This window comes from Kitasatospora sp. NPDC059973, assembly GCF_042737525.1.
In the GTDB taxonomy this organism is placed as follows: domain Bacteria; phylum Actinomycetota; class Actinomycetes; order Streptomycetales; family Streptomycetaceae; genus Kitasatospora.
The window spans coordinates 36628-58628 of sequence record NZ_JBHWUI010000024.1; the positions used below are offsets into that span (position 1 = coordinate 36628).

Below are 22001 nucleotides of genomic sequence, written 5' to 3' on the forward strand. Positions count from 1 at the left end.
CGGCGTCCCCGAACGACGGAAGAACTACGACCGATGCAGCTGCGCCAGCTGGAATACTTCATCGTCATCTGCGAGGCCGGATCGTTCAGCGCCGCAGCCGGTCGGCTCTACGTCACACAGCCGTCCCTGTCCCAGCAGGTACGGGCCCTGGAGAAGGAACTCGGAGCGGCGCTGCTCGAGCGGGGCCGGTACGGCATCACCCTGACACCCGCAGGAAGGATCTTCCTTCCCCAGGCGCAGCGCGCCGTTCAGGCGGTTCGCGATGCCGGGGACTCGGTACGACAGGTGGTCGAGGGTCGCAGCGGGGACGTCCACGTGCTCACGGTCAGATCCGTGGCCTCGGGCATCCTGCCCGCGCCGGCGTCCCGCTGGCACTCCCTGTTCCCCTCCACGGTGCTGCGGCTGCACGACTTCTCCCACCGGCGCGAGCTGGAGAACGCAGTGCGCAACGGCCAGGGAGACCTCGCCGTGGGACCGCGGCCCACCGCGTGGGAAGGTCCGGTGGTCTCTCTCGGATTCGAGGAGATGGTGGTCGTCGGACCCGACGAACACGCACCGGGCGAGTCCGCGGAGCCGACCGAGCTGAAGGAGGCCGACTGGGTGCTCTACGAGTCGGAGCAGGGCATGAGCGAGGTGGTGGACTGGGTCACGGCCCGTCTCGGGTTCACCCCGCGGGCCGTCGCAAGGACCGGTCAGGTATCCGCCGCGCTCCTGTTCGCGGTCGAGGGCATCGGCCTCACCATCACCCCGGAGAACGCGGTGCCGCTCCGCTGGGCCGGACACGCACGCCGAATCGGGCCGGGCTTCTTTCGCGAGCTGGTCGCCTACAGCAGAAACCACCCTCCGCAGCTCGCGGAGCGCTACAGGGACATGCTCGACTCCCTCGAACTGCCGCTGGTCCCGGAAGGAGAGCTGCCCGACGGCGCCGTCCACTTTTGATCCGCGCAGCGCCGATACCGCCGATGCGTTCCCCGTGGTGCAGCGGCCGGGCCAGGTGGTGGCGCTGGACACCTCCGTCCTGCCGGTGAAGGTCAGCGAGGACGTTTTCGGCGAGGCGGTGCGTGATGATGCCGTTGCCGATGCGCCCGGACTGGGGTGCGGAGATGGAGTGGGCCTACCGTGGCGACGATGTACCGGTCGGGCAGGAAGCGCCCGACGGTGCTCCGCGGCGGACGGAAGGCGGTCAAGGCGGAAGAATCTGTGGCCTTCACGGCAACCTTTTCGTCCTCGGCGGCCACTCAGTGGTGTCCGGCCAAGTGGTCCGGTCAGAGACACCGGCTGAAAGAGAGCACCGACATGTTCCCTCGCCCATCCGCGGCGCCGGAGGCGTCGCCCGGCGGCCGCGCCCGCCGTGGTCGCGCCTTGTCCCGCTCGGCCATTCCGGGGCAGCGGACGCACCGCAGCCGTAAGTTGTACCAGCGCCGGGGTTTCTGGGCGGCCGTCGGTCTGGCGGTCGTTGGCGGCTCGGTGGTCGTGGTCAACACGGCCTCGGCGGGAATCGTGTCCGTGGACACGAGCTCCTGGTACGTGCTGGTCAACCACAACACCGGCCAGGTGCTGGACGACTACGGCTACGGCGCGCACGACGGCGCCGCGGTGGTGCAGTGGAGCCGCACCGGCGAGGCGAACCAGCAGTGGAAGTTCATCGACGCGGGTGACGGGAGCTACCGGCTGCAGAACCGGTACTCCGGCAAGGTGCTGGACGACTACGGCTGGTCGAAGACCGAAGGCTCCCAGGTGGGGCAGTGGCACGACATGAACGGCGCCAACCAGCAGTTCCACCTGGAGAAGTCGTCGGACGGCTACGTGCGTCTGATCAACACCTTCAGCGGCAAGGCCGTCGAGGTCCCGCTCGGCTCCAAGACCGACGGGGGCCAGATCGCCCAGTACCACGACTGGAACGGCGCCAACCAGCAGTGGCAGCTCGTCCCGGCCGGCAGCATCAGCGGCACCGGGAACACGGGGAGCTCCGGCAGCAGCGCCGCGCCCACCTTGCCCGCCAAGCCCACCACCCCTGTCACGCCGGGCGGCAGTGCTCCGACGAGCCAGGCCACGAGCGGTACCCGCCCGACGTCGGCGCCGCCGGCGTCCCCGACGGCTGGCGGCGGCGGCTCGGCGAAGAGCTTCATGGGCAGCAGCACGATCCTCGTCGGCGGCTCGATGTCCGACGCCTCGGCGAGCGCCGCGCCGTTCGACGCGCAGTACGCCTACGTGCACAGCCAGCCCGCGCCCTCGTCGGACTACTACACGGCGGCCCGCTGCCAGGACGGGTGGTCGGGCTGGTGGGGCTGCTGGACCGGCAGTACCACGGCGCCCGGCACGTACGTGACCTACCGGGACGCCAAGGCGGCCCAGGAGACCTACCAGGGCAAGCCGCGCCCGCAGAAGTTCCTCTGGACCTGGTACTCGCTGCGCGACCTCGGTGACGCGGCGGGCCAGGGCGACGGTCCGGGCGAGGTCCAGGCCATCAACAGGGCCGACCTGCTCACCCGGTACCTGAACGACTACCGCTTCTTCCTCCAGAAGATCGGCACCTCGCACGACATGATCGACCTCGAGCCCGACTTCTGGGGCTACGTCCGGTCGCTCGGTGACCCGCGCCAGGTCGCCGCGCAGGTCAAGGCCGCGAACCCGACGGACTGCGGCTCGCAGGAGAACAGCGCCGCCGGCCTGGCCCAGTGCCTGATCTCGATGGCGCACAAGTACGCGCCGAACACCGCCGTGGGAATGCACCTGTCGTGCTTCGACTGGCAGCAGAACACCCCGCAGTGCGTCAAGGACTACGCCCACCTCGGCGCACAGAACGCCGACTTCCTGGCCACCGACGTGTCGGACCGCGACGCGGGCTGGTACGCGCAGCCCGCCCACGGCGGCCTCAACAAGTTCTGGACCGACCAGACGGCCGCCGCCCAACTGGCGTTCTACAAGACGATGGCCGAGTCCGTGGGCAAGCCGGTGGTCCTGTGGCAGATCCCCGTGGGCAACATGGCGCAGAACAACACCCTCAACCACTACAAGGACGACAAGGTCGACTGGTTCTTCGCGCACATGGACCAGGTGGCCAACGCGCACATCGCCGGTCTGCTGTTCGGCTCGGGGCAGCAGGAACAGACCACGCCCGAGACCGACGGCGGAAACCTGATCAACAAGACGATCGCGTACCACAACTCGGGCGGTACAGCGCTCAAGTAGGCGAATCTACGACCGTGGCCCCACCTCTTCGGTGGGGCCACAGTCGTTCTCCTGGCCGGCCTGCGGACTTCTCGGCCGGCGTCGGCCGCGGCGCGCAGCCGGTCCCATCGCCGCCACAAGGCGAGCAGCGCATCGGCCGCCAGGTCGTCGGCCGTATCCGCTTCGCCGGTCAGAAGGTGGGCGAAACGGGCAAGTTCGGCGTAGTGGCGTTCGAAGAATCCATGGAAGTCCGCGGACGCATCATCGAAGAGCATGTCCGTCGGCAACCTCTCAGTGCGTTGCTGGCGCTCACATCCGAAAGCGGGGGAGCGGCAGCGTACCAATCGGTAGCCGGTTCCGGTTCATCAAGTGGCTCTGTCCACGCACGTCATCGTCGCCGATTCCGCCGGGCATGAGGGAGGCGTGACGCGACCGGCGGCGTGCAGTGCGCCGGCAGCCGGCAAGCCCGGCAAGCCCCGCCCACGGACGACTTCACCGTCGCCGTGCGGGAGGAGATCGGCGCGCTGGTCTACCGCTGGGTCCTCAAGCCGGGCCGTGTGGTGCCGCCCGGACAGCACGTCCTCGCCGGCGGGTACGACCACGCCACCAGCGGACGGGACGCCGAGGATGACACCGACCGCGCCGACGCCGGGACCGCCGCAGGCGCCCTCGCGGCCCGGGCCGGCCTCGCCCCGACGGGATGAGGGCCACGCCCATCCGCTCGACAAAAGATCTCCTTTCCCGAACGGCAACCTTCCTGGGCGCGGCGGCAACTGACGGGTAACCGGGGCCGAGACCAGGGCCCCCTTCGCCAGAAGGACAAGCCTTTGCCAGATCAGAACCGCTCTCATCGCCGCCGTCCGCCCACCCGCCGCGTGATCGCCGTCGCCGTGGCGCTCGCCGCCGTGGGCGCGGCCGTACCGCTGGTGGCCCAGGCCGCGTTCACGTCGAATCCCAGCGCACCGACCACGCTGGGTGCGGCGGCGGCCGGCAGCGGCCGCTACTTCGGTACGGCGGTGGCCGCGGGAAGGCTCGGGGACCCGACGTACTCGGGCATTCTCGACCGGGAGTTCACCATGGTCACCCCGGAGAACGAGATGAAGTGGGACAGCACCGAGCCGTCCCGCGGGTCGTTCAACTTCGGGCCCGGCGACACGATCGTCAGCCACGCCTCCGCCCATGGCCAGAAGATGCGCGGCCATACCCTGGTCTGGCACTCCCAGCTGCCGGGCTGGGTCCGCTCGACCACCGACGCGAACACGCTGCGCAGCGTGATGAACAACCACATCACCCAGGAGATGTCTCACTACAAGGGCAAGATCTACGCCTGGGACGTGGTCAACGAGGCCTTCGCCGACGGCGGCAGCGGTCAGCACCGCAGCTCGGTGTTCCAGGACGTGCTGGGCAACGGCTTCATCGAGGAGGCCTTCCGCACCGCCCGGGGCGTCGACCCCTCGGCCAAGCTCTGCTACAACGACTACAACATCGAGAACTGGACGGACGCCAAGACCCAGGGCGTCTACTCCATGGTCAAGGACTTCAAGGCCCGCGGCGTGCCCATCGACTGCGTCGGCTTCCAGAGCCACTTCGGTGCCGGCGGCCCGCCGGCCAGCTTCCAGACCACCCTGTCCAGCTTCGCCGCGCTCGGCGTGGACGTCCAGATCACCGAACTCGACATTGCCCAGGCGTCCACCACCGCCTACACCAACGCTGTCAAGGACTGCCTCAACGTCGCGCGCTGCACCGGCATCACCCTGTGGGGCATCCGCGACAGCGACTCCTGGCGCGGCGGCGAGAACCCGCTGTTGTTCGACGGCAACGGCAACAAGAAACCCGCCTACGGCTCGGTGCTCACCACCCTGGGCAGCGCCGGCGGCGGTAAGCCGGGCGGTGGCAGCGGCGGCACGCCGGGCGCGGGCATCACCTCCGGTGCGGTCTACACGCTCTCCGCCGTCGGTGCCGCCGGACGCGTGCTCGACGAGTACGCGGGACAGAACGGCAACGGCACCCCGCTCCAGGTCTGGGACGCCAGCGGCGCCGCCAACCAGCAGTGGCGGGCCGACCGGAACGGCGACGGCTCCTACACCCTGACCAACGTCGCCAGCGGTCGGGTCCTGGAGGAGCCGGGCAACCAGACGGGCAACGGAACGCGGATGCAGGTCTGGGACTCCACCGGCGCCGCCAACCAGCACTGGAAGGCCGCCCGGAACAGCGACGGCTCGTACACCCTCACCAACGTCGCCAGCGGCCGGGCCCTGGAGACGCCCGGCAACCAGACCGCCAACGGCACCGCCGTCCAGATCTGGGACTCCTGGGGCGCCGCCAACCAGCACTGGAACTTCAGCTCGCCCGCGCCGACGACGGGCGGCAAGTGCGCTCTGCCGTCGACGTACCACTGGTCGTCGACGGGTGCGTTGGCGCAGCCGGCGAACGGGTGGGCGTCGGTGAAGGACTTCACCGACGTCGTCTACAACGGCAAGCACCTGGTCTACGCGTCGGACGTGTCGGGGTCTTCGTACGGCTCGATGGCCTTCGCCCCGTTCACCAACTGGTCGGACATGGCCTCGGCCCCCCAGACCGGGATGAACCAGAACGCGGTGGCGCCCACGCTGTTCTACTTCGCGCCCAAGAACACCTGGGTGCTCGCGTACCAGTGGGGTCAGTGGCCCTTCGTCTACCGCACCTCGAGCGACCCGACCAACCCCAACGGCTGGTCCGCGCCGCAGCCGCTGTTCACCGGCAGCATCCCCGGCTCCGGCACCGGCCCGATCGACCAGACCCTGATCGCCGACGGCCAGAACATGTACCTGTTCTTCGCCGGCGACAACGGCAGCATCTACCGGGCGAGCATGCCGATCGGGAACTTCCCGGGCAACTTCGGCTCCTCCTACACGACGGTCATGAGCGACACGGCGAACAACCTGTTCGAGGCGCCGCAGGTCTACAAGGTCCAGGGCCAGAACCAGTACCTCATGATCGTCGAGGCCCGGGGCGCGAACGAGCAGCGCTACTTCCGCTCGTTCACCGCCACCAGCCTGAACGGCTCCTGGACCCCGCAGGCCGCCACCGAGAGCAACCCCTTCGCCGGCAAGGCCAACAGCGGCGCCACCTGGACCAACGACATCAGCCACGGCGACCTCGTCCGCGACAACCCCGACCAGACCATGACCATCGACCCCTGCAACCTGCAGTTCCTCTACCAGGGCAAGTCCCCCACCGCGACCGGCCCCTACGACCAACTGCCGTGGCGGCCCGGCGTCCTCACCCTCCAGCGCTGACCCTGCCTGATCCACGGTGACCGCGATCAGGTGCGGCCTGCCGACGCGTGGACGAGCGGTTCACGCCGCAGGCAACTCCACCCGCTGACCGACCCTCACCGCCCAGCGGAACCCCAGCCGTGCGTCGGCTGGGGTTCCCCCTCCTTCGCGGGTGGCCGAAGCGTCCAGCCGCAGCACCGCGCCCTCGTTCGTGCCGTCATGGCCTTCTACATCAGGAGGGCCTGCCGCCCGCCCCGGGGAGGGCTGGGCGGGCGGCAGGCGGTCGGGGGTGTTGCTCAGCGGTGGCAGTGGGCCCAGCGCTCGCCGGAGGACGTCGGGCGGGGCTGGGTGTTGACGTAGCCCTGGGCGCGTTCGCGTTGGGCCGGACTCGGTGTAGTCGTGGACGTACCAGATGTAGTGGCCGTAGTAGCGGTGCCGAAGTGGATCTCGTACCAGCCGGTGGCCTCCTGCTTGGCGGTGCCGCGCTCGATCCACCCGACCCGCCCGGGGTGATGGTCACCGCGTCGGTTTCGCCGAAGGGTGTTCGAGGTCTTCCACGTGTGGTTGTAAGTCGCCTGGATGGAGGCTTCGAAGACCTGCGAGAACTTGTAGCTCGCGGAGACGGAGACGCCGACCGAGTTCGCGGAGCCGGTCGTCTCCGCCCAGTTGACCGACTGGGTAGACGCCGAAGGCGATGGCGCCGAGCAGGAGGGTCCGGGGTGCCGAGCGGTGCTGCCGGAGGCATGCCAGACCGAGAGCGGCAGTCGCGGGTAGGGCCGGTGGGCTTTGGGGGCGAGCGGCGGGATGGCGCGGCGGAGCAGTACGGCGAAGAGGGCGGCGGCGGCCGCGACCGCGAGGTAGGTGGTGCGCCACCCGGCCGCGTCCGCGACGAGTCCGCTGATGCTGCGGGAGGTGAGCTACCCCTACTCCGACAACCAGCGCGCCACCGACCTCGACGGCACTTCTGGGAGCTGAACTCCGGCGAGACCGCACTCTTCCACCTGCGCCGCACCGCGACCGCCTCCGGGTGACCACCGACAGCCCACACCCCTGGCAGCTGCGCATCGGCGGCCCGGACGGCGCCCCTGCACACCCGGCCGGCCGGCACCACCGAGGCCGAGCTGGCGTACCCGGCCTGACCGGCCGGCCCCAGTACGCGGAGCCCCGCACACCCCCGCACGGGCGTTCGGGCCCCGCCGCCTTCCTGCGCGATGTCTTGACGGTGCATCGGCAGGTGGACATAGTGATGGCCGGTTCCGGTGTGGCCAGGGCGTCCTGCTCCGCTCCTGTGACCCTCTCTTCGACAGAATTGTTAACGCTAACAATCTCTTTCGGTGGCGACGACGGACGGAGCCGCACCGGACCGGACCGCTCACCTCACACCCCACCCTGTGAACGGAGTACTTCATGATCAAATCGTCGATCCGCAGGTTCAGGCGCGCCCTCCTCGCGGTCGGTGCGACCGCCGCGCTCTCCGCCGGCCTGCTCACCGCCACGGCCGGGACTTCGCAGGCGGCCGCCCAGGGCCCGTGCGACATCTACCTCGCCGGTGGCACGCCGTGCGTGGCGGCGCACAGCACCACCCGGGCCCTGTACGGGGCGTACAACGGCCCGCTGTACCAGGTCAGGCGCGCGGTCGACAACGCGACCAGGGACATCGGCCTGCTGAGTGCCGGCGGCTACGCCGACGCCGCCGCGCAGGACTCCTTCTGCGCCGGCACCAGCTGCGTCATCACCGTCCTCTACGACCAGTCCGGAAAGGGCAACCACCTCACCCAGGCGCCTGCCGGCGGGGCGGCCGGCGGGCCGGACAACCTCGCCAACGCCTTCGAGGCGCCGGTCACCGTCGCCGGCCACAAGGCGTACGGCGTCTACGTCGCCCCCGGGACCGGCTACCGCAACAACAACACCAACGGCATCGCCACCGGCGACCAGCCCGAGGGCATGTACGCCATCTTCGACGGCACGCACTTCAACGACGGCTGCTGCTTCGACTACGGCAACGCCGAGACCAACAACCTGGACACCGGCAACGGCCACATGGAGGCCCTCTACTTCGGCAACAACAAGGCCTGGGGCTCGGGCAGCGGCAACGGCCCCTGGGTCATGGCCGACCTGGAGAACGGCCTGTTCTCCGGGGTCAACCGCGGAGCCAACGCCAATGACCCCAGCGTCAACAACCGATTCCTGACCGCCATGCTCAAGGGCGGCCCGAACCAGTGGGCCCTCCGAGGAGGCGACGCCCGGTCGGGCGGTCTCGCCACCTTCTACAACGGCGCACGCCCCAACGCCACCGGCTACAACCCGATGCACAAGGAAGGCGCGATCATCCTCGGCATCGGCGGTGACAACAGCAAGTGGGCCCAAGGCACCTTCTACGAAGGGGTCATGACCCAGGGCTACCCGTCGGACGCCACCGAGAACGCCGTCCAGGCCAACATCACCGCCGCCGGCTACGACAGCGGCTCGACCGGTACCGGCACGCTGACCCCGGGCTCCCGGATCTCACTGCGGGCCACCACCGCACCCTGCTGCACCTCGCACTACCTCCGCCACGACGACGCCGACAACAAGGTCGTCATCTCCGGGACCGACTCCTCGAGCTCGGCCACCGACAAGGCCGACGCCACCTGGATCGTCCGCGCCGGCCTGGCCAACAGCTCCTGCCTCTCCTTCGAGTCCGTCAACAAGTCCGGGCAGTTCCTGCACCACTACAACTACGAGCTCTACCTGGACACCGACAACGGGGCCGGCGCCTTCGCCCTGGATGCCACCTTCTGCCCCACCACGGGCAACAGTGGGGTCGGCACCTCCTTCCAGTCCGTCAACTTCCCGACGAAGTACCTCCGCCATTACCACTACACGGCCTACATAGCGAGCAACGGCGGCACCAACAGCTGGGACAGCGGCACCAGCTGGGCCGCCGACACCAGCTGGCTGGTCGCCCAGCCCTGGAGCTGAACCACCGGGGCAGCACCACCGCGCACCGGCCCGCCACCGTCTCGCCGGCGGTGGCGGGCCCGGCTCGCGTGACGGAGAAGTCCCGGAATACGGCCGTGACACCACCCGACCGACCCCATGAACAGAGGAGCCAGCCTTCTCCTACAGCATCCGCGGGCGCCCTGGAACGGCACACCGCCGGACCGAACAGCACTTCGAGGGCCCGAACCTGCCGATCGGCAGATAGGGCTCGATCAAACTCCACTGCTCGTCGGTGAGTTGTCTGCGCGTCACAGCCAACATTCCTACCGGGTTCTGCCCCGGAGCAGGGGGCAGAACCCGAAGATTGATCACTACATCACACAGGCCCTAGCGTCGCGGTGTGACGAAGACGTCGTTCACGACGTACCCGTCCAGTCCGTGCAGCTCGCCGTAGGCGATCAGGTCGCTGCTCCGGTTGATGAACCCGCGTCCCGAATAGTTGAGCGAAGTGTTGCAGAGGACGCTGAATCCGGTGAGTTCGCCGAAGGCGGTCAGCAGTGCGCCCATGGCCGGGTTCGCGGTCGGGTCGACGGTCTGGGTGCGGGCCGTTCCGTCGACGTGGGTCACCGCGCGCAGGTCGGCGGATTCGACCCGGCTGAAGTACAGCATGTAGGGGTCGGAGAGGCCACCGCCGAACCAGCGGCCCGCTTCCTGCTCCAGGCAGATCGGGGCGATGGGGCGGTAGCTTTCGCGCTGTTTGATCCTGTTGAGCCTGGCCGTGGTCTCCTCGGTGAAGGGAGCGGCCAGGATCGACCGGTTCCCGAGGGCGCGGGGGCCGATCTCCCAGCGGCCCCGCGCCCAGCCGATGATCTTCCCGTCGCGGAGGTGGCGGGCGACCTCGCCGTGGTCCAGCGGGCGGATCTCGTAGCGCTGCGGGTCGAACTCGATGTCCTCCACGAATTCGCCGCCCGCGTAGACATCCCACTCCAGGTCGGCCGACCCGGTGTAGAAGTGCTGGGCGTCGATGGCGGTGCCGATCGCGGATCCGCTGTCGTTGGGACACGGTGGAACGAAGACGGCGGGGAACAGCCCGCACTCGCGCCAGCGCCGGTTCCACTCGCAGTTGAGCCCGCAGCCCCCGGAGATGAGCAGCGGGATTCCCTCGGTCAGGTACTCCCGGGCGTACGCGTGGAAGCGGTCGAAGATGGCGTCCGAGAGCCGGGCCGCCAGGTTCTTGTAAGCGCTCGATTCCACACCGACGTTGTGGAAGGGGGAATCGGTCATCCGGTCCTTCAGGCTTCCGGTGATGACCTCCTTCTGGCCGAGGACGAAGTCGATCACGTCCTGTTCCGCCCGGGTCGCCGGCCGGTTCTCGGCGAATCCGGCCAGGGCCATCTGCTTCCCCGCGTCCTGGAACCGGACGAACTCCTGGTGCGGACTGAACTTCGGGTCGGCGAGCGCGAAGCCGTAGGAGTACTTGTTGCCGGGGTAGTTGAGCACCTCCTTGAGATGGGTCACCTTCCCGTGCTGGTCGATCCGGTAGAACGAGCCGATGTTCCCCTCCCACACCAGGCTGTAGAAGGGCTGGTCCCGGCGGAGCGCCGACATGCCGTAGGACGTCATGATGTGGGAGCGCTCATGGGTGGACGAGAAGACGCGCACGGCCTTGCCGAAGAACCGGCCGGCCTCGTCCGTGATCGCGGATGCGCCCACACCGAAGTACCCGGCGCGCGAAGCCTGGTCGGTGCACTGGGTGCCCTTGATCCAGCCGCTCACGGCGACGACGTCGGGCTGCCTGTCCAGCCGGTCCGCCGCCGTCGCGAACAGTTCGGCCGTCGGATTGCTGTAGCGGAGGAACGAGTCCTTCTCCGCTTCCAGGGAGAAGAGCAGCCTGCCGTCGTCGACGGCCGCGATCGCCCCGTCATGGCCTTCCTTGAGGGAAAGAATCAGCATGATGGTCCGTTTCTCGGTGGGTTCCGCGTCCGACGGTTCGGGGCGGGCTCAGGGTCCGGGCGGCCCGGGTGCTGCGGGCGGCGCGGAGAGGGCCTTCAGGGCGAGTCGGTGCAACCGCGGGTTGGCGGACAGGGCGCCGGTGCCGTTCCGGGGCGAGGTGCCCAGGAGGTCGGTACAGAGGCCGCCGGCCTCCTCCACGAGAACCTGTACCGCGGCGATGTCCCAGGGGTTGACGACCGGTTCGGCCGCGATGTCGAGCGTTCCCTCGGCGACCATGCAGTGCTGGAGGAAGTCGCCGAAGGCACGGTCCTCCCAGCAGGCTTCGGCCAGCCGCAGATAGGCCGCACGTGAGTGGAAGACGTCCCAGGTCCGGGTGCTGGTGGTGGAGAGGTATGCCTGGTCGAGGCGGGTGCGGCCGGAGACCCCCAAGCGCACGGGGGTGGTGCCGGCCGGTCCCCGGCGCAGCCAGGCGCCCCGGTCCGCCGCCGCCCACCAGCGGCTGTGCAGGGCGGGGGCGCTGATCACGCCGACGACGGGGCGATCGTCCTCCAGCAGGGCGATCAACGTGGCCCAGACCGGTACGCCGCGCAGGAAGTTCTTGGTGCCGTCGATGGGGTCGACCAGCCAGGTGCGTCCGGAGGAGACGGAGCCGCCGGTCTCCTCCCCGGCGAACGCGTCATCGGGGCGGGCGGACCGCAGTTCCGCGCGGACGGCCGTCTCGACGGCGGTGTCCGCGTCGGTCACGGGTGTACGGTCCGGCTTCTCCCGGACCCGCAGGTCGAGGGCGTGGAAGCGGCGGACGGTGAGCCCGTCGGCGAGGTCGCCCAGACGGAGGGCCAGTTCGAGGTCGTCCTCCGGTGGCACGGGCGGCGTCACCGGATCACCTCGTCCGCAGTTCGAGCAGGTGGTACTCCATGACGCCCACTTCCTCGATCCGGCGGACCTTGCGCAGCATGTCGATCCGCAGACCGGCCTCACCGGCGAGCACGTCGAGCCGTTCACGGTCCCCGAGGTGGGCGGTGCCCAGCAGCAGCCGGCCGCCGTCGGTCAGGTACTCGTGCGCCCCGGCGAGGTAGCGGGCCTGGCCCCGGTAGCCCGGGTCGAAGACGGCGGTGTGGATGTCGCTGGAGAGGGCGAAGCCGTCCTCCACATAGGTCCAGGGCACGTTCCAGAAGATCGTGTCGAAGCGGCTCAGGGGATCGAGCGCCGAGTACATGTCGCTGTGGAGGACGCGGACCCGGTCGCCCACACCGTGCCGCTCGGCGTTGGCGACGGTATTGGCGACGGCCTTCTCGTTGATGTCCAGTGCGGTGACGGAGGCACAGCCGCTGAGTGCGGCGGTGACGGCGATGACGCCCGTACCGCAGCCGACCTCCAGGAACGAGCCGTCCCGGGGATAGGGCACCACCGAGGCCATCACCTCGGTGGCCGCGCTCAGCGTGCTGGGCCAGACACCCCGGTGCAGGCTCCATTCCCGTCCCAGCAGGGTGAAGGTGTCCGGCAGGTCGTCACCGGCGAGAGCGTGCTGCAGGGCCCTCGCCACGTCCTCCGGCGACTCTTCGACAGTCATGCCCACTCCCTCTTCGGCGGTGCGGTTCCGGTCATCGGGGCAGCTCGGCGGCGTACCGGACCAGCGCTTCGCGGTGACGGCCGATCTTGCGGAATGCCTCGGCGTACTGGTCGATGAGCACCGTGTCGTCGGGCCAGGCGGTGAAGGTCGGCAGGGAGAGCGCGTGCTGCTCGACGTACTCGGCCTGCGAGTCGGCCCCCGGCGTGGTGGCCTTCTTCGGGACTCCGGGGAAGAGAGGGTTCTCGGTGCGGGCGTAGAGCGGCAGGGTGGACAGCCGGGGGCCGGAGGGGGCGCCGACCTCCATGCCCTCGGCGCGCAGCGCCCGGATGAGCACCGAACGCGGAACGCCACCCAGCGCCTGGGGCCGGTAGAGCGGCTTGTAGCCGTACCAGGCGCCCATGTCGACGTGGTCGGCGACATGGACCTGCTGCAGGTACTCCACGTCGGCGAGCTGCTCGCCGAGGTGCCGCAGGCACCGGTGCCGGGCCTCCTTGCGTGCGGGGAAGGCGGCGAGGGCATGCCGGGCGACGATGGCGTTGAACGGCGACATGCGCAGCTTGAGTCCGAAGCCCGTGACCCAGTGGGCCCGCAGGTCCTCGTCGAGGACAGCGTCCCGGGAGCGGTCCCGGTAGTGCCCGAGGAGGGTGGCGCGGTCCTGGACCCCGGGGTCGTTGGTGACGAGGATGCCGCCTTCTCCGGCGTAGACGGCCTTGTTGGCCTGGAGGGAGAAGACGGCGGCGTCGCCGAAGGTGCCGACCGGCCGGCCCTTGTAGCGGCTGCCGTGGGCGTGGGAGCAGTCCTCCAGGACGCGCAGCCCGTGCCGTTCGGCGATCGGCAGGATCGCGTCCATGTCGCAGGGGTGGCCCCACTGGTGGACGACGGTGACGACCTTGGTGTGCTCGGTCAGCGCGGACTGGAGTGCCTTGGGGTCCAGGCCGCGGGTGTCGGGGTCGATGTCGGCGAGGACCACGTCACCGCGCAGCGCGAAGACGGGGCTCAGCGCGGCGTGGTAGGTGAGCGCCGGTCCCACGACATCCACCCCCTCGCGCACGCCGAGGGCGAAGTAGGCGGCGAGGAGCGCACTGGTGCCGGAGTTGAAGGTGACCGCGTAGCGGGCGCCGCCGTCCAGGAAGGCGAGGAAGTCGGCTTCGAGCCGGCCGATGGGGCCGCTGTTGCCCTTGATGGAGATGTCGGTGTTCCGCTGCGCGGCCAGCTCGGACAGCTCCGCCTCGTCCGCGGGGGGCGGCCACACCTCGTGGGGCCGTGGCCGCGAGATGGCGGGTGCGCCCCCGAGAAGGGCGAGCCGTTCGTCGGTGCTCATGTGCTCTCTTCCTGTCCTTGCGGGGTGGGTCAGGCGCATCGGTCGGTGAGTCCGCTCGTCCCGCCCGATCGGGCCCGGTAGATTCCGTCGATCGTGCGAACGGTGGCGAGTTGACGCAGGAGGTGGTCCCGGCGGTAGTCGCGGTCCTCCAGGCGGTCCAGATAGTGGATGAACATGGAGCGCGTGATGTCGGTCCTGGATCCTTCCGGGGCGTAGCGTTCCAACGGGGCCCCTCCGACGGCATGCAGGGTGGCCGTCCCGGGGGCGACGGTCAACGCGCCTTCCGAACCGAGCACGCAGAGCTGTTCGGTCTTCGCGAGGCTGTGGCGCGAGATGCGCAGCGAGCCCGCCAGCCCCCTCGACGGGTAGCTGCACAGGAGGGCGACCAGATCCTCCAGCCGGCGATCCCGCGTCTCCTGGTACTGGTGCACGAAGGCCGAGTGCACCCGGGGGGTTTCGGGGAACATCCCGTTGAGCACATCGACGAGGTGGTAGCCCATGTCGAGGAGCACACCACCCCTTGCCTGCGCCCGGGACGCGCGCCAACCTGTGGTCGGACGAGCCAGGTTGAAGTGGTAGTCGTAGGAGAACCAGTAGGGCCTCCCGATCCGCGCGAGGTTGTCCCGGGCGAACCGGAACACCGGGTCGAAGTTCCGTTGCAGCAGTGTGAAGACGCTGCGGTCGGCCTGCTGCGCGCGATGTATCAGCTGGCGCGCTTCAGGTTCGGTGACCGCGAACGGCTTCTCCTTGATGACGTGCCGGCCGTGCGCCAGCAGCCGCGTACAGACCGGGAAATGCTCGCCGTGAGGCACGGTGACCACTGCGGCGTCGAAGTCGACGGCTTTCAGTGCGTCGTCGAGGCTCCCGTAGTACGGGAATCCCCATTCGTCGGCGAGTGGCCCGGCGGGCGGGGCGGAGTCGACGCCGCCGACGATATCGGCAATCTCCTGTACGATTGGCAGGTACTCCTTTCCTTGATGCCCGGCAAATCCGATCATCAGCACTCGTGGTCGCGGACGGATGTCCTTCAGCCTGTCGCCGGGCATGCAGAATATTCCCCTCGCAGAACACCGCTCGACGATGACGTGGGAAGTCGGGAAAGGGTTGTTCAGCCCGGATCGGACGTACGTGTCCGCAGACGGTTCAGAGAGCCGTGCGGCTCCCCGAAGGGTCGGCGCGCCAAGCGTGTGCCGCGGTCACGACGTCCTTGATGAAGGTGCTGCCGCTGCGCAGTGTGTTCTCGTCGAGCAGCGTGACGTCCTCGGCGGCCAGCCAGGCGAACTCGGTGTGCTTGTTCCGTTCGAGTGCGGGCGAGGAGAGGTCTCCGTCCACCTCGACGAGGTAGTCCGACTCGATGTGTCGTATGCCGTCCCCCGTCCACTCCGTGTGTGCCACCCGGGCGAGAACGCGGCGCAACCGCCACCCCGTCTCTTCCGATATCTCCCTGCGGAGCGCGTCCAGGAGGGACTCCCCTGGTTCCACGGCTCCACCGACCACGTCCCAGCAACCGGGGAAGAGGGAGCGGTCGGCCGAGCGGCGTTGGACGAAGATCCGGCCGGCCGGATCACGGATCAGTGCGCCCACCACCGGTCGGGGCGGGGCTGCCCCGGTCATGAGGGTCCCCCGTCGCGCTCGGACGGGCACGGGGGCTCGGAATCAGTATTCCCGTACGAACGGTCGAAAGGGCGGGGGGTCGAGCGGTCCGAACGGCGGGGTCGGGGCGGGACGAAGCGGTCTGGATTCGAACTGGAGAATGAACGACCTGAAGCTTGCATCTCCACTCCGCGAGGTTAGCCGAATCCCGGAGAACAGGTGCGATGACGAACTTCTTCGGGGCGCCTTGAGTTCCACTTGACACGGCGAACGGTCGCGTGCTGAGGGATTGCCTCCCGGTGTATGCCGCGGATCCGCCCCGGCGGAATCGCCGGGGCGGGGCCTTGTCCGCGCACGGTCCGGTATCGGCCCGGTCCGCCTGCTGCATGGCGACGGGGCTCCGGCAGCGGATTCTTGAGCGATTCTTTCCTGCCACCGCTGACGGATCGTGATGGAACTGTATTGGCCGGATCGGCCGCCCTTCGCGTCCTGGCGATGCCGTCCTCCGGCCCCGCCGGACCGGCCGGCGCCTCCGTTCACCGGCGGCGCGCGACCACGAAGGCGTAGCCGATCTCCGCGAGGGCACCGAACCGGGGAAGGGAACGGGCGAAGTCGAAGAACTCGTAGTGCGGGTCGTCCACGGAGGGGGTGACACTCGCGAAGGCATCGGCGAACGCCTGGTAGGTGCGCCGGACGTGCTCCCCGATGTCCTGGAACTCCAGAACCTCCAGACCGGCGCGGTCGAGGGCCGTGCGGAGCTCCGCCGGCTCGGGGAGCGCAGGGGACCCGAACGCCCGGCAGGTCCGGCGGACCGTCTCCGCGGCCTCACCGGTCACCGGCGACCGGAGCAGCACGTCGGTGACGACCAGCGTGCTGCCGGGCCGCAGAGTCCGGGCGATCTCGGTGAGGGCGGCGGTCCGGTCGGGAATGTGCATCATGGACTCGATCGCCCAGGCACCGTCGAAGGACGCGGACTCGAAAGGCAGCGCGCAGGCGTCCGCGTACCGGAAATCCACCCGGTCGGTGAGCCCGGCGGCATCCGCCCGGGTCCGTGCGAGGGCGATGTCTTCGGCGCTGACCGAGATTCCTGACACCTGGCCACCGGTGGCCCGGGCGATGCGCAGCGCGGGCCGTCCCGTTCCGCAGCCGACATCCAGCAGACTGCGGCCGGGTGCGGCGGCCAGCCGCCCCGCCACGAGGTCGGTGAGCCGGTCGGTGGCCTGGTCGAGCGACCGTCGGTCCGCCGGGCTGTCCCAGTACCCGACATGAATGTTCCCGTCGACGGCCGCGCCGTCCACGATCCCGGGGTGCTCGTCACGGAGCGGGTCAGGGTCGAGTGAGGACGGGACGCCGTGCTGCGCGGACGGGTTGTCGGTCATCGCGATCTCCCGGGTGCGAGGGGTGAGTCGGCGGGTGACGAGGGCCGGCGGCGTTCGCCGGAAGCGGGCAGAGGTGTTCCCGGACGAACGCGACGCCGTTCCGCTCTTCCTGAAGGACTTCCCGTGCGACCGGTGGTGGGAACCGCTTCTCGGTGACCGGTTACCGCAGGACAGTGATGGCGGTGGGGAGGTGGCCGTCGTGGACGTGCCAGTGGCCGTCCAGGGTGGGGAGCGGGGAGGGGACGAGGAGGACGGCGGTGATCGACGGCGTAGACGCCCCTCCCCGGCACACCACGGCGCCCCCGCCCTCATCAGGGCAAGGGCGCCGTCTATGCGTACGCGCGCGGTTCAGGCGTCGACGACGCCGTCAGGCTTCGGCCGCTCCGGGATCATCCGGGATCAGGGGTTGGCCTGCCGGACCCACTTCTGGCTGTTGCCGCCGTTGCAGGTCTGCTGGACGAGCAGGCTGCCGCTGCCGGTCGCGCCGCCCGCGACATCGATGCACAGGTCTGAGTCCGTGGTGCGGAGGGTGCCGTCGGGGGCGAGCCGCCACTGCTGGTTGGTGTCACGGGAGCGGCATCTCCGGATGGTCACCTTGCCGCCCGGAGCGCTCTCGCCGTTGTTGTCCAGGCACATGTAGTGGTAGAAGGGGTCCGTCGCCTCCAAGCGCAGGAAGCCCTGGGTCAAGCCCTCGGGGCTGAGGGGGCTGTAGGTCACCGGGGAGGAGGACGCGCTCCGGGAGTTGGGCCGGAAGTTCCAGAGCTGCTTTGTGGTGCCGTCGCAGGCCACGATGTTCGCCTGCGCGCCCTCGGGGTCCTGGCTGGGCGAGTTCAGACAGAGACCGGAGGCCGAGCCCTTGATGGGGCTGGTGCTGGTGAAGCCGCGCACGATGTGCTGGCCCGAGCCCGCCCAGGGGGTGCTGGCGAAGTTGGCCTGCCCCGCGCAGCTGCCGTACTCGCGGACGTTGTTGACCACGCCGGACAGGCCGCCCGCGTCCGTGCTGCTGGGGCCGCCGAAGTAGGCATCGGACACCGTGTTCTGATCACAGCGGCCGGCGGCGTCGTAGTAGACGTACTCGACGAACCCGCTGCCCGAGGAGTTGAGCAGACCGCTCGGCACCGTCCAGCTGCCGATGTGGGCAACGAACGACCGGAGGTTGCTGTCGTCGAACACGTCGCCGGTCCAGGTGCTGGTGGTGGACGTGCTGGCCTCCCGTTTCACCGCGAGGTAGTAGCTGTGGCCGTATTCGGCGTTGAAGAGGACGGAGCACGACTGGCCGGCGCCGCCGTCGGCACCCGGTTTGCAGTTGGCGTCGTTGCTGGAGGTGTCTGCGGGGGTGCCGGCGCCGCCGGAGGCGAACACCGAGAAGACGGCGCGGAACTTCTGGGTGTTGCCGCTGGTCGGCTGGGGCTGCAGGCCCGTATAGCCGGTCTTGCCGTTGGCGACGCCGAACTGCTGGGCGTAGTAGAGGCCGGTCTGCTCGCTCGCCGGGTTGATCGCCATCGGGAAGGTGATGTTGGTCAGATGCCCTGAGGGAGCGTTGGGGACCGACCAGTCGAGGGATACGTTGCCGCCGAGGCCGAAGTCGACAGCCGACGCCGGCGTCGGGACGAGCAGCAAGAGCGCCGCGGCCGCCACTGCGGCGCCGCAGCGCCGCAGTGTCGAGGGGAGGGGCATGCGAGTTCCTTCCTGCCGCCCGTGGGCGAGGGGCCGTCGGCGGCATGACTGGAAGTGCTGGTGCGAACTGGCGGGAGGAGCGCTTCGGGCGGAGCGATGACGCGGGCCGGAGCTTCCAAGGCCCGTATACGTCCTACCGCGATGCGATGCACACAGTACCCACATGGTCACCATCGGTGATGAGCTGTTTGTTCAAATCAGCCACCTCCCATCCGTAAATGACGGAAATGCCCACTATGGCCGCCATCGGGGAGGGAGATGCGATAAGGCGGGCAACCGCGACACCCGTACGGCCTGACGGCCGGAGCCGGTTCGGGGCGGCCGCTGGTCCGCGGACGACCTGGGCGAGACCGGCGGTAGGAGCGCGCTGGGTTTCACCGGCTGCTCGCCGCACTTGTCACCGGCATCCGATGCTCGTTCTGCCTGGCACCGATGTCGGGGGACGCGGTCGGCTGTTGAGGGGGTCCAGACAATCCAGATCCACCTGCTCGGGTGAACTGAAGCTCAAGGCGCCGCGCCGACACGCCACGTGTCAAGATCGACGTCATGGACCTGAACCGGCTCTGCGCGAAGTAGCAGGCCCTGGTACTCAGCCACTACGCCGGCGGGGCCCCGCCTCCGGGCGCGCTCCGGTCCGGACTGGGAGATCCCGGGCGGGTCTTCCCGTGGAATGCGCCGTGCGGGTCCGGCAGGCTGTGGAACGCGTCGGAGCGAGAGGGGCCGGACGGAACTGCGACCCGGCCGGCGCTGCCGGGTCAGCGCCGGTTGCGGGGCCGGCGGCCGAGTTCGTGCAGGACGGCGACGGCGTGCAGCAGGTCGCGGGCCGGGGCGAGGCTCCTCCCGCCGACGCTCCGGACCTCCCAGGCGCCGTCGCTGTTCGGCAGGGCGTCGCCCAGTGGCACGGGGCAGGTGATGTCGGTGATGTCGGTGACGACCACCGCGCCCTGGAAGGGGATGGTCCCGTAGGTGCGGCCCATGCACTTGACCACTGCGGAGTTGGGTGTCACCTCGTCCGCGACCTGAGCGGTCGGCGCGCCCGGCGGTCCGGTGGGGGTGGCGTCGTCATCCGGGCTGACCTGGTCCATCATCCCATTATCACTCTCGGTTGTGCAGAAAGCTCTCAGCGTAACCATAGCGTGCGCATGAACCCCGCGTCCTGGCCCTTCCGGCATCCCGCGCTCCGCCCGATGCTGGACCCAGGCGGTGACGACGGCGGCACGCTCCGGGGGTGGCATGGACTACCGAATGCTGTTCGAGGACATCACCCATGCCGTCCAGCCCGCCCTGACCGACGGCCGGGTCGCGCAGTACATCCCGGCCCTGGCCTCCGTCGACCCGAGCCGGTTCGGCCTCGCCATCGCGGAGGCCAACCCGCGACTGAAGACCCGCGGCACCGGCGACTGGCGGGAGCCCTTCTCCATCCAGTCCCTCTCCAAGGTCTTCACCCTGGCCCTGGTGCTGGCCGCCGATGGCGACGCGCTGTGGACCCGGGTGGGCAAGGAGCCCTCCGGCTCGCCCTTCAACTCCCTGGCCCAGCTGGAACGCGAGCAGGGGATCCCCCGCAACCCCTTCGTCAACGCCGGCGCCCTGGTCGTCACCGACCGGCTCCTCACCCTGACCGGCGACGCCCGAGGCGCCCTGCGCGACTTCCTACGCACCGAGAGCGGCAACCCCCGCATCGACTTCGACGCCGAAGTCGCCTTCAGCGAGAGCCGCCACGGACACCGCAACGCCGCCCTGGCCCACCTGCTCGCCGACCACGGCCGCCTCGACAACCCCGTCCCCGACATACTCGACCACTACTTCTGGCAGTGCTCGCTGGCCATGAACTGCCGCGACCTCGCCCGCGCCGCAGGCTTCCTGGCCCGCCACGGCCTACGAGCCGACGCCACCCGCCTGCTCACCCGCAGCGAGGCCAAGCGCATCAACGCCGTCATGCTGATCGGCGGCACCTACGACGCCGCAGGCGAATTCGCCCACCGCGTCGGACTCCCGGCCAAGAGCGGCGTCGGCGGCGGCATCATCGCCGTCATCCCCGGCCGCTGCACCGTCTGCACCTGGGGCCCGGCCCTGGACCGCCACGGCAACTCCACCGCCGGCATCACCGCCCTCGACACCCTCACCACCCTCACCGGCTGGTCCATCTTCTGACACCCGAGGCCGACCGGGCCGAGCCCTCCCGAGCAGAGAGACCGCGTCAACCCTGAAGTCCAACGACGGCGGGCAGCGACCTGCCGCCCTCGGCCGCGAGAAGGAATACGGCACGAGCGGAATAACCACTCTCCGCCGGTATGACGAACGCTACTGCGTCGGCTGAATTCAGCCGACGCAGTAGACGTTGAGCCTGATGGGATGGTCAGCAGCGCGTGAATGGCCGTCTTCGTGCGGCTGTTCGACTCCGTAGCCGGGAGGAATCGCCGGTGGGGAGGCCACGATGAATGTCTGCGGCGTAGTCGTGGCGATGCTGTCGGGGCAACGGCTGGGCACCTCCCTCGTCGATCGGTTGTGTGGTGAACGTGGGAACCGTCCCCGGTCGCCCGTCCCGCCGGCCAGCCAGGCCGGCGGAGGGCAGGTCCGTTGCCGACTGTCGGCCGTGGGACGGGGCGGAGGCCCCGTAGTAGTCCGAGGACGGGAAAGCCGTCCCCATGGCGAAGGGGGCCAGCGAGTCTGCGGGGAGGGCACTGGAATGCCGGGAGGACGCTCTGTTCGGGGCGGAGATCCGGGTACTGGGTATCCAGACCGAACTGCACCGATGGGCGATAGGTGATCCCCGTCGTAGGTCTGGCGACCTGTTCAATCTCGTGGCCGATCCCGCGTTCCTTCTGGTGGCGTGGGCTCGGGTGCGGGGGAAATGGGGCGCGCGCACGGCCGTCATCGGCATCGGGAACGTCACCATGAAGTTCACCGACACCTTCAGCCTGAGCGGCATCGCGCTGGGCACCCTGGTCGTCATCACCGGCTACCACGTGCTGCGGGCGCTGGCCCCCGCGCACCTGAAGACCCAGGAGCCGCTGCTGGACGAGGGCACCTCGTTCTACGACGCGGGCGCCGGGGACGAGGGCGGGGCACCGCCGCGCACCCGGTAGCGGACGCGCCGCGGACCTGCCCGAAAGGGCCACGGCCGGCCGGACCGCTTGGACAACGGTCCGTCAGGTGGT

The 22001-nt window shown here is 69.6% G+C and carries 15 protein-coding genes and 2 pseudogenes; 7 read left to right on the plus strand and 10 right to left on the minus strand.

What is annotated here, in order from left to right:
* The first annotated feature begins 33 nt into the window (after positions 1-33).
* Complete coding sequence (locus ACFWA9_RS09525) at positions 34-939, plus strand: LysR family transcriptional regulator (protein WP_380384934.1); 906 nt, start codon at positions 34-36, stop codon at positions 937-939.
* A gap of 567 nt (positions 940-1506) precedes the next feature.
* Entirely contained in the window at positions 1507-3192 is a 1686-nt protein-coding gene (locus ACFWA9_RS09530; RefSeq protein ID WP_380384937.1) for an RICIN domain-containing protein, read from the plus strand.
* A gap of 86 nt (positions 3193-3278) precedes the next feature.
* On the opposite strand, the pseudogene ACFWA9_RS09535 reads toward ACFWA9_RS09530, so the two are convergent.
* Positions 3279-3446, minus strand: a pseudogene (locus tag ACFWA9_RS09535) (sigma factor); the annotation flags it as partial.
* A 228-nt stretch (positions 3447-3674) separates the two neighbouring features.
* On the opposite strand from ACFWA9_RS09535, the gene ACFWA9_RS09540 reads away from it, so the two are divergent.
* The 3 genes from ACFWA9_RS09540 (at position 3675) to ACFWA9_RS09550 (ending at position 9389) form a co-directional block, all read left to right on the plus strand.
* Positions 3675-3875, plus strand: coding sequence for a hypothetical protein (locus ACFWA9_RS09540; protein WP_380384940.1), 201 nt, complete (start codon positions 3675-3677; stop codon positions 3873-3875).
* 171 nt (positions 3876-4046) lie between these two features.
* Positions 4047-6449: a non-reducing end alpha-L-arabinofuranosidase family hydrolase gene (locus ACFWA9_RS09545; RefSeq protein WP_380385002.1), complete on the plus strand. Its 2403-nt coding sequence runs from the start codon at positions 4047-4049 to the stop codon at positions 6447-6449.
* A 1386-nt stretch (positions 6450-7835) separates the two neighbouring features.
* On the plus strand, positions 7836-9389 hold the full coding sequence (locus ACFWA9_RS09550; RefSeq protein WP_380384943.1) for an alpha-L-arabinofuranosidase B: 1554 nt from the start codon (positions 7836-7838) through the stop codon (positions 9387-9389).
* Between the two features lie 348 nt (positions 9390-9737).
* Here ACFWA9_RS09550 and ACFWA9_RS09555 read toward each other — a convergent pair whose 3' ends face one another.
* The 9 genes from ACFWA9_RS09555 to ACFWA9_RS09595 form a co-directional block, all read right to left on the minus strand.
* Complete coding sequence (locus tag ACFWA9_RS09555; protein WP_380384946.1) at positions 9738-11303, minus strand: carbamoyltransferase C-terminal domain-containing protein; 1566 nt, start codon at positions 11301-11303, stop codon at positions 9738-9740.
* A 48-nt stretch (positions 11304-11351) separates the two neighbouring features.
* On the minus strand, positions 11352-12179 hold the full coding sequence (gene hisN / locus ACFWA9_RS09560; protein ID WP_352286467.1) for a histidinol-phosphatase: 828 nt from the start codon (positions 12177-12179) through the stop codon (positions 11352-11354).
* 4 nt (positions 12180-12183) lie between these two features.
* The gene (locus ACFWA9_RS09565; protein ID WP_380384949.1) at positions 12184-12873 is read right to left on the minus strand and encodes a methyltransferase; all 690 of its coding nucleotides are present in this window, start codon (positions 12871-12873) and stop codon (positions 12184-12186) included.
* A gap of 31 nt (positions 12874-12904) precedes the next feature.
* Positions 12905-14194 (minus strand): DegT/DnrJ/EryC1/StrS family aminotransferase, encoded by a 1290-nt coding sequence (locus tag ACFWA9_RS09570; RefSeq protein WP_380384952.1) that lies wholly within the window; start codon positions 14192-14194, stop codon positions 12905-12907.
* A gap of 29 nt (positions 14195-14223) precedes the next feature.
* The gene (locus ACFWA9_RS09575; protein ID WP_380384955.1) at positions 14224-15240 is read right to left on the minus strand and encodes a Gfo/Idh/MocA family protein; all 1017 of its coding nucleotides are present in this window, start codon (positions 15238-15240) and stop codon (positions 14224-14226) included.
* Between the two features lie 97 nt (positions 15241-15337).
* On the minus strand, positions 15338-15808 hold the full coding sequence (locus ACFWA9_RS09580) for an NUDIX domain-containing protein (protein ID WP_352286473.1): 471 nt from the start codon (positions 15806-15808) through the stop codon (positions 15338-15340).
* A 515-nt stretch (positions 15809-16323) separates the two neighbouring features.
* A complete protein-coding gene (locus ACFWA9_RS09585; RefSeq protein WP_380384959.1) occupies positions 16324-17166 on the minus strand; it encodes an SAM-dependent methyltransferase in 843 nt (280 codons plus the stop codon).
* 399 nt (positions 17167-17565) lie between these two features.
* A complete protein-coding gene (locus ACFWA9_RS09590; protein ID WP_380384962.1) occupies positions 17566-18843 on the minus strand; it encodes an RICIN domain-containing protein in 1278 nt (425 codons plus the stop codon).
* Between the two features lie 755 nt (positions 18844-19598).
* Positions 19599-19928 (minus strand): hypothetical protein, encoded by a 330-nt coding sequence (locus tag ACFWA9_RS09595; RefSeq protein WP_380384965.1) that lies wholly within the window; start codon positions 19926-19928, stop codon positions 19599-19601.
* Between the two features lie 148 nt (positions 19929-20076).
* Here ACFWA9_RS09595 and ACFWA9_RS09600 point away from each other — a divergent pair, with 148 nt between their 5' ends.
* Both ACFWA9_RS09600 and ACFWA9_RS09605 read left to right on the plus strand, forming a co-directional pair.
* The gene (locus tag ACFWA9_RS09600) at positions 20077-20994 is read left to right on the plus strand and encodes a glutaminase (RefSeq protein ID WP_380384968.1); all 918 of its coding nucleotides are present in this window, start codon (positions 20077-20079) and stop codon (positions 20992-20994) included.
* Between the two features lie 719 nt (positions 20995-21713).
* Positions 21714-21929, plus strand: a pseudogene (locus ACFWA9_RS09605) (nitrate reductase); the annotation flags it as partial.
* Positions 21930-22001 lie beyond the last annotated feature (72 nt).

Coding starts and splice junctions, on each gene's coding strand:
- ACFWA9_RS09525 (WP_380384934.1), top strand. CDS start 34: ATGCAGCTGCGCCAGCTGGAATACTTCATCGTCATCTGCGAGGCCGGA.
- ACFWA9_RS09550 (WP_380384943.1), top strand. CDS start 7,836: ATGATCAAATCGTCGATCCGCAGGTTCAGGCGCGCCCTCCTCGCGGTC.
- ACFWA9_RS09555 (WP_380384946.1), bottom strand. CDS start 11,303: ATGCTGATTCTTTCCCTCAAGGAAGGCCATGACGGGGCGATCGCGGCC.
- ACFWA9_RS09565 (WP_380384949.1), bottom strand. CDS start 12,873: ATGACTGTCGAAGAGTCGCCGGAGGACGTGGCGAGGGCCCTGCAGCAC.
- ACFWA9_RS09570 (WP_380384952.1), bottom strand. CDS start 14,194: ATGAGCACCGACGAACGGCTCGCCCTTCTCGGGGGCGCACCCGCCATC.
- ACFWA9_RS09575 (WP_380384955.1), bottom strand. CDS start 15,240: ATGCCCGGCGACAGGCTGAAGGACATCCGTCCGCGACCACGAGTGCTG.
- ACFWA9_RS09580 (WP_352286473.1), bottom strand. CDS start 15,808: ATGACCGGGGCAGCCCCGCCCCGACCGGTGGTGGGCGCACTGATCCGT.
- ACFWA9_RS09585 (WP_380384959.1), bottom strand. CDS start 17,166: ATGACCGACAACCCGTCCGCGCAGCACGGCGTCCCGTCCTCACTCGAC.
- ACFWA9_RS09590 (WP_380384962.1), bottom strand. CDS start 18,843: ATGCCCCTCCCCTCGACACTGCGGCGCTGCGGCGCCGCAGTGGCGGCC.
- ACFWA9_RS09595 (WP_380384965.1), bottom strand. CDS start 19,928: ATGGACCAGGTCAGCCCGGATGACGACGCCACCCCCACCGGACCGCCG.
- ACFWA9_RS09600 (WP_380384968.1), top strand. CDS start 20,077: ATGGACTACCGAATGCTGTTCGAGGACATCACCCATGCCGTCCAGCCC.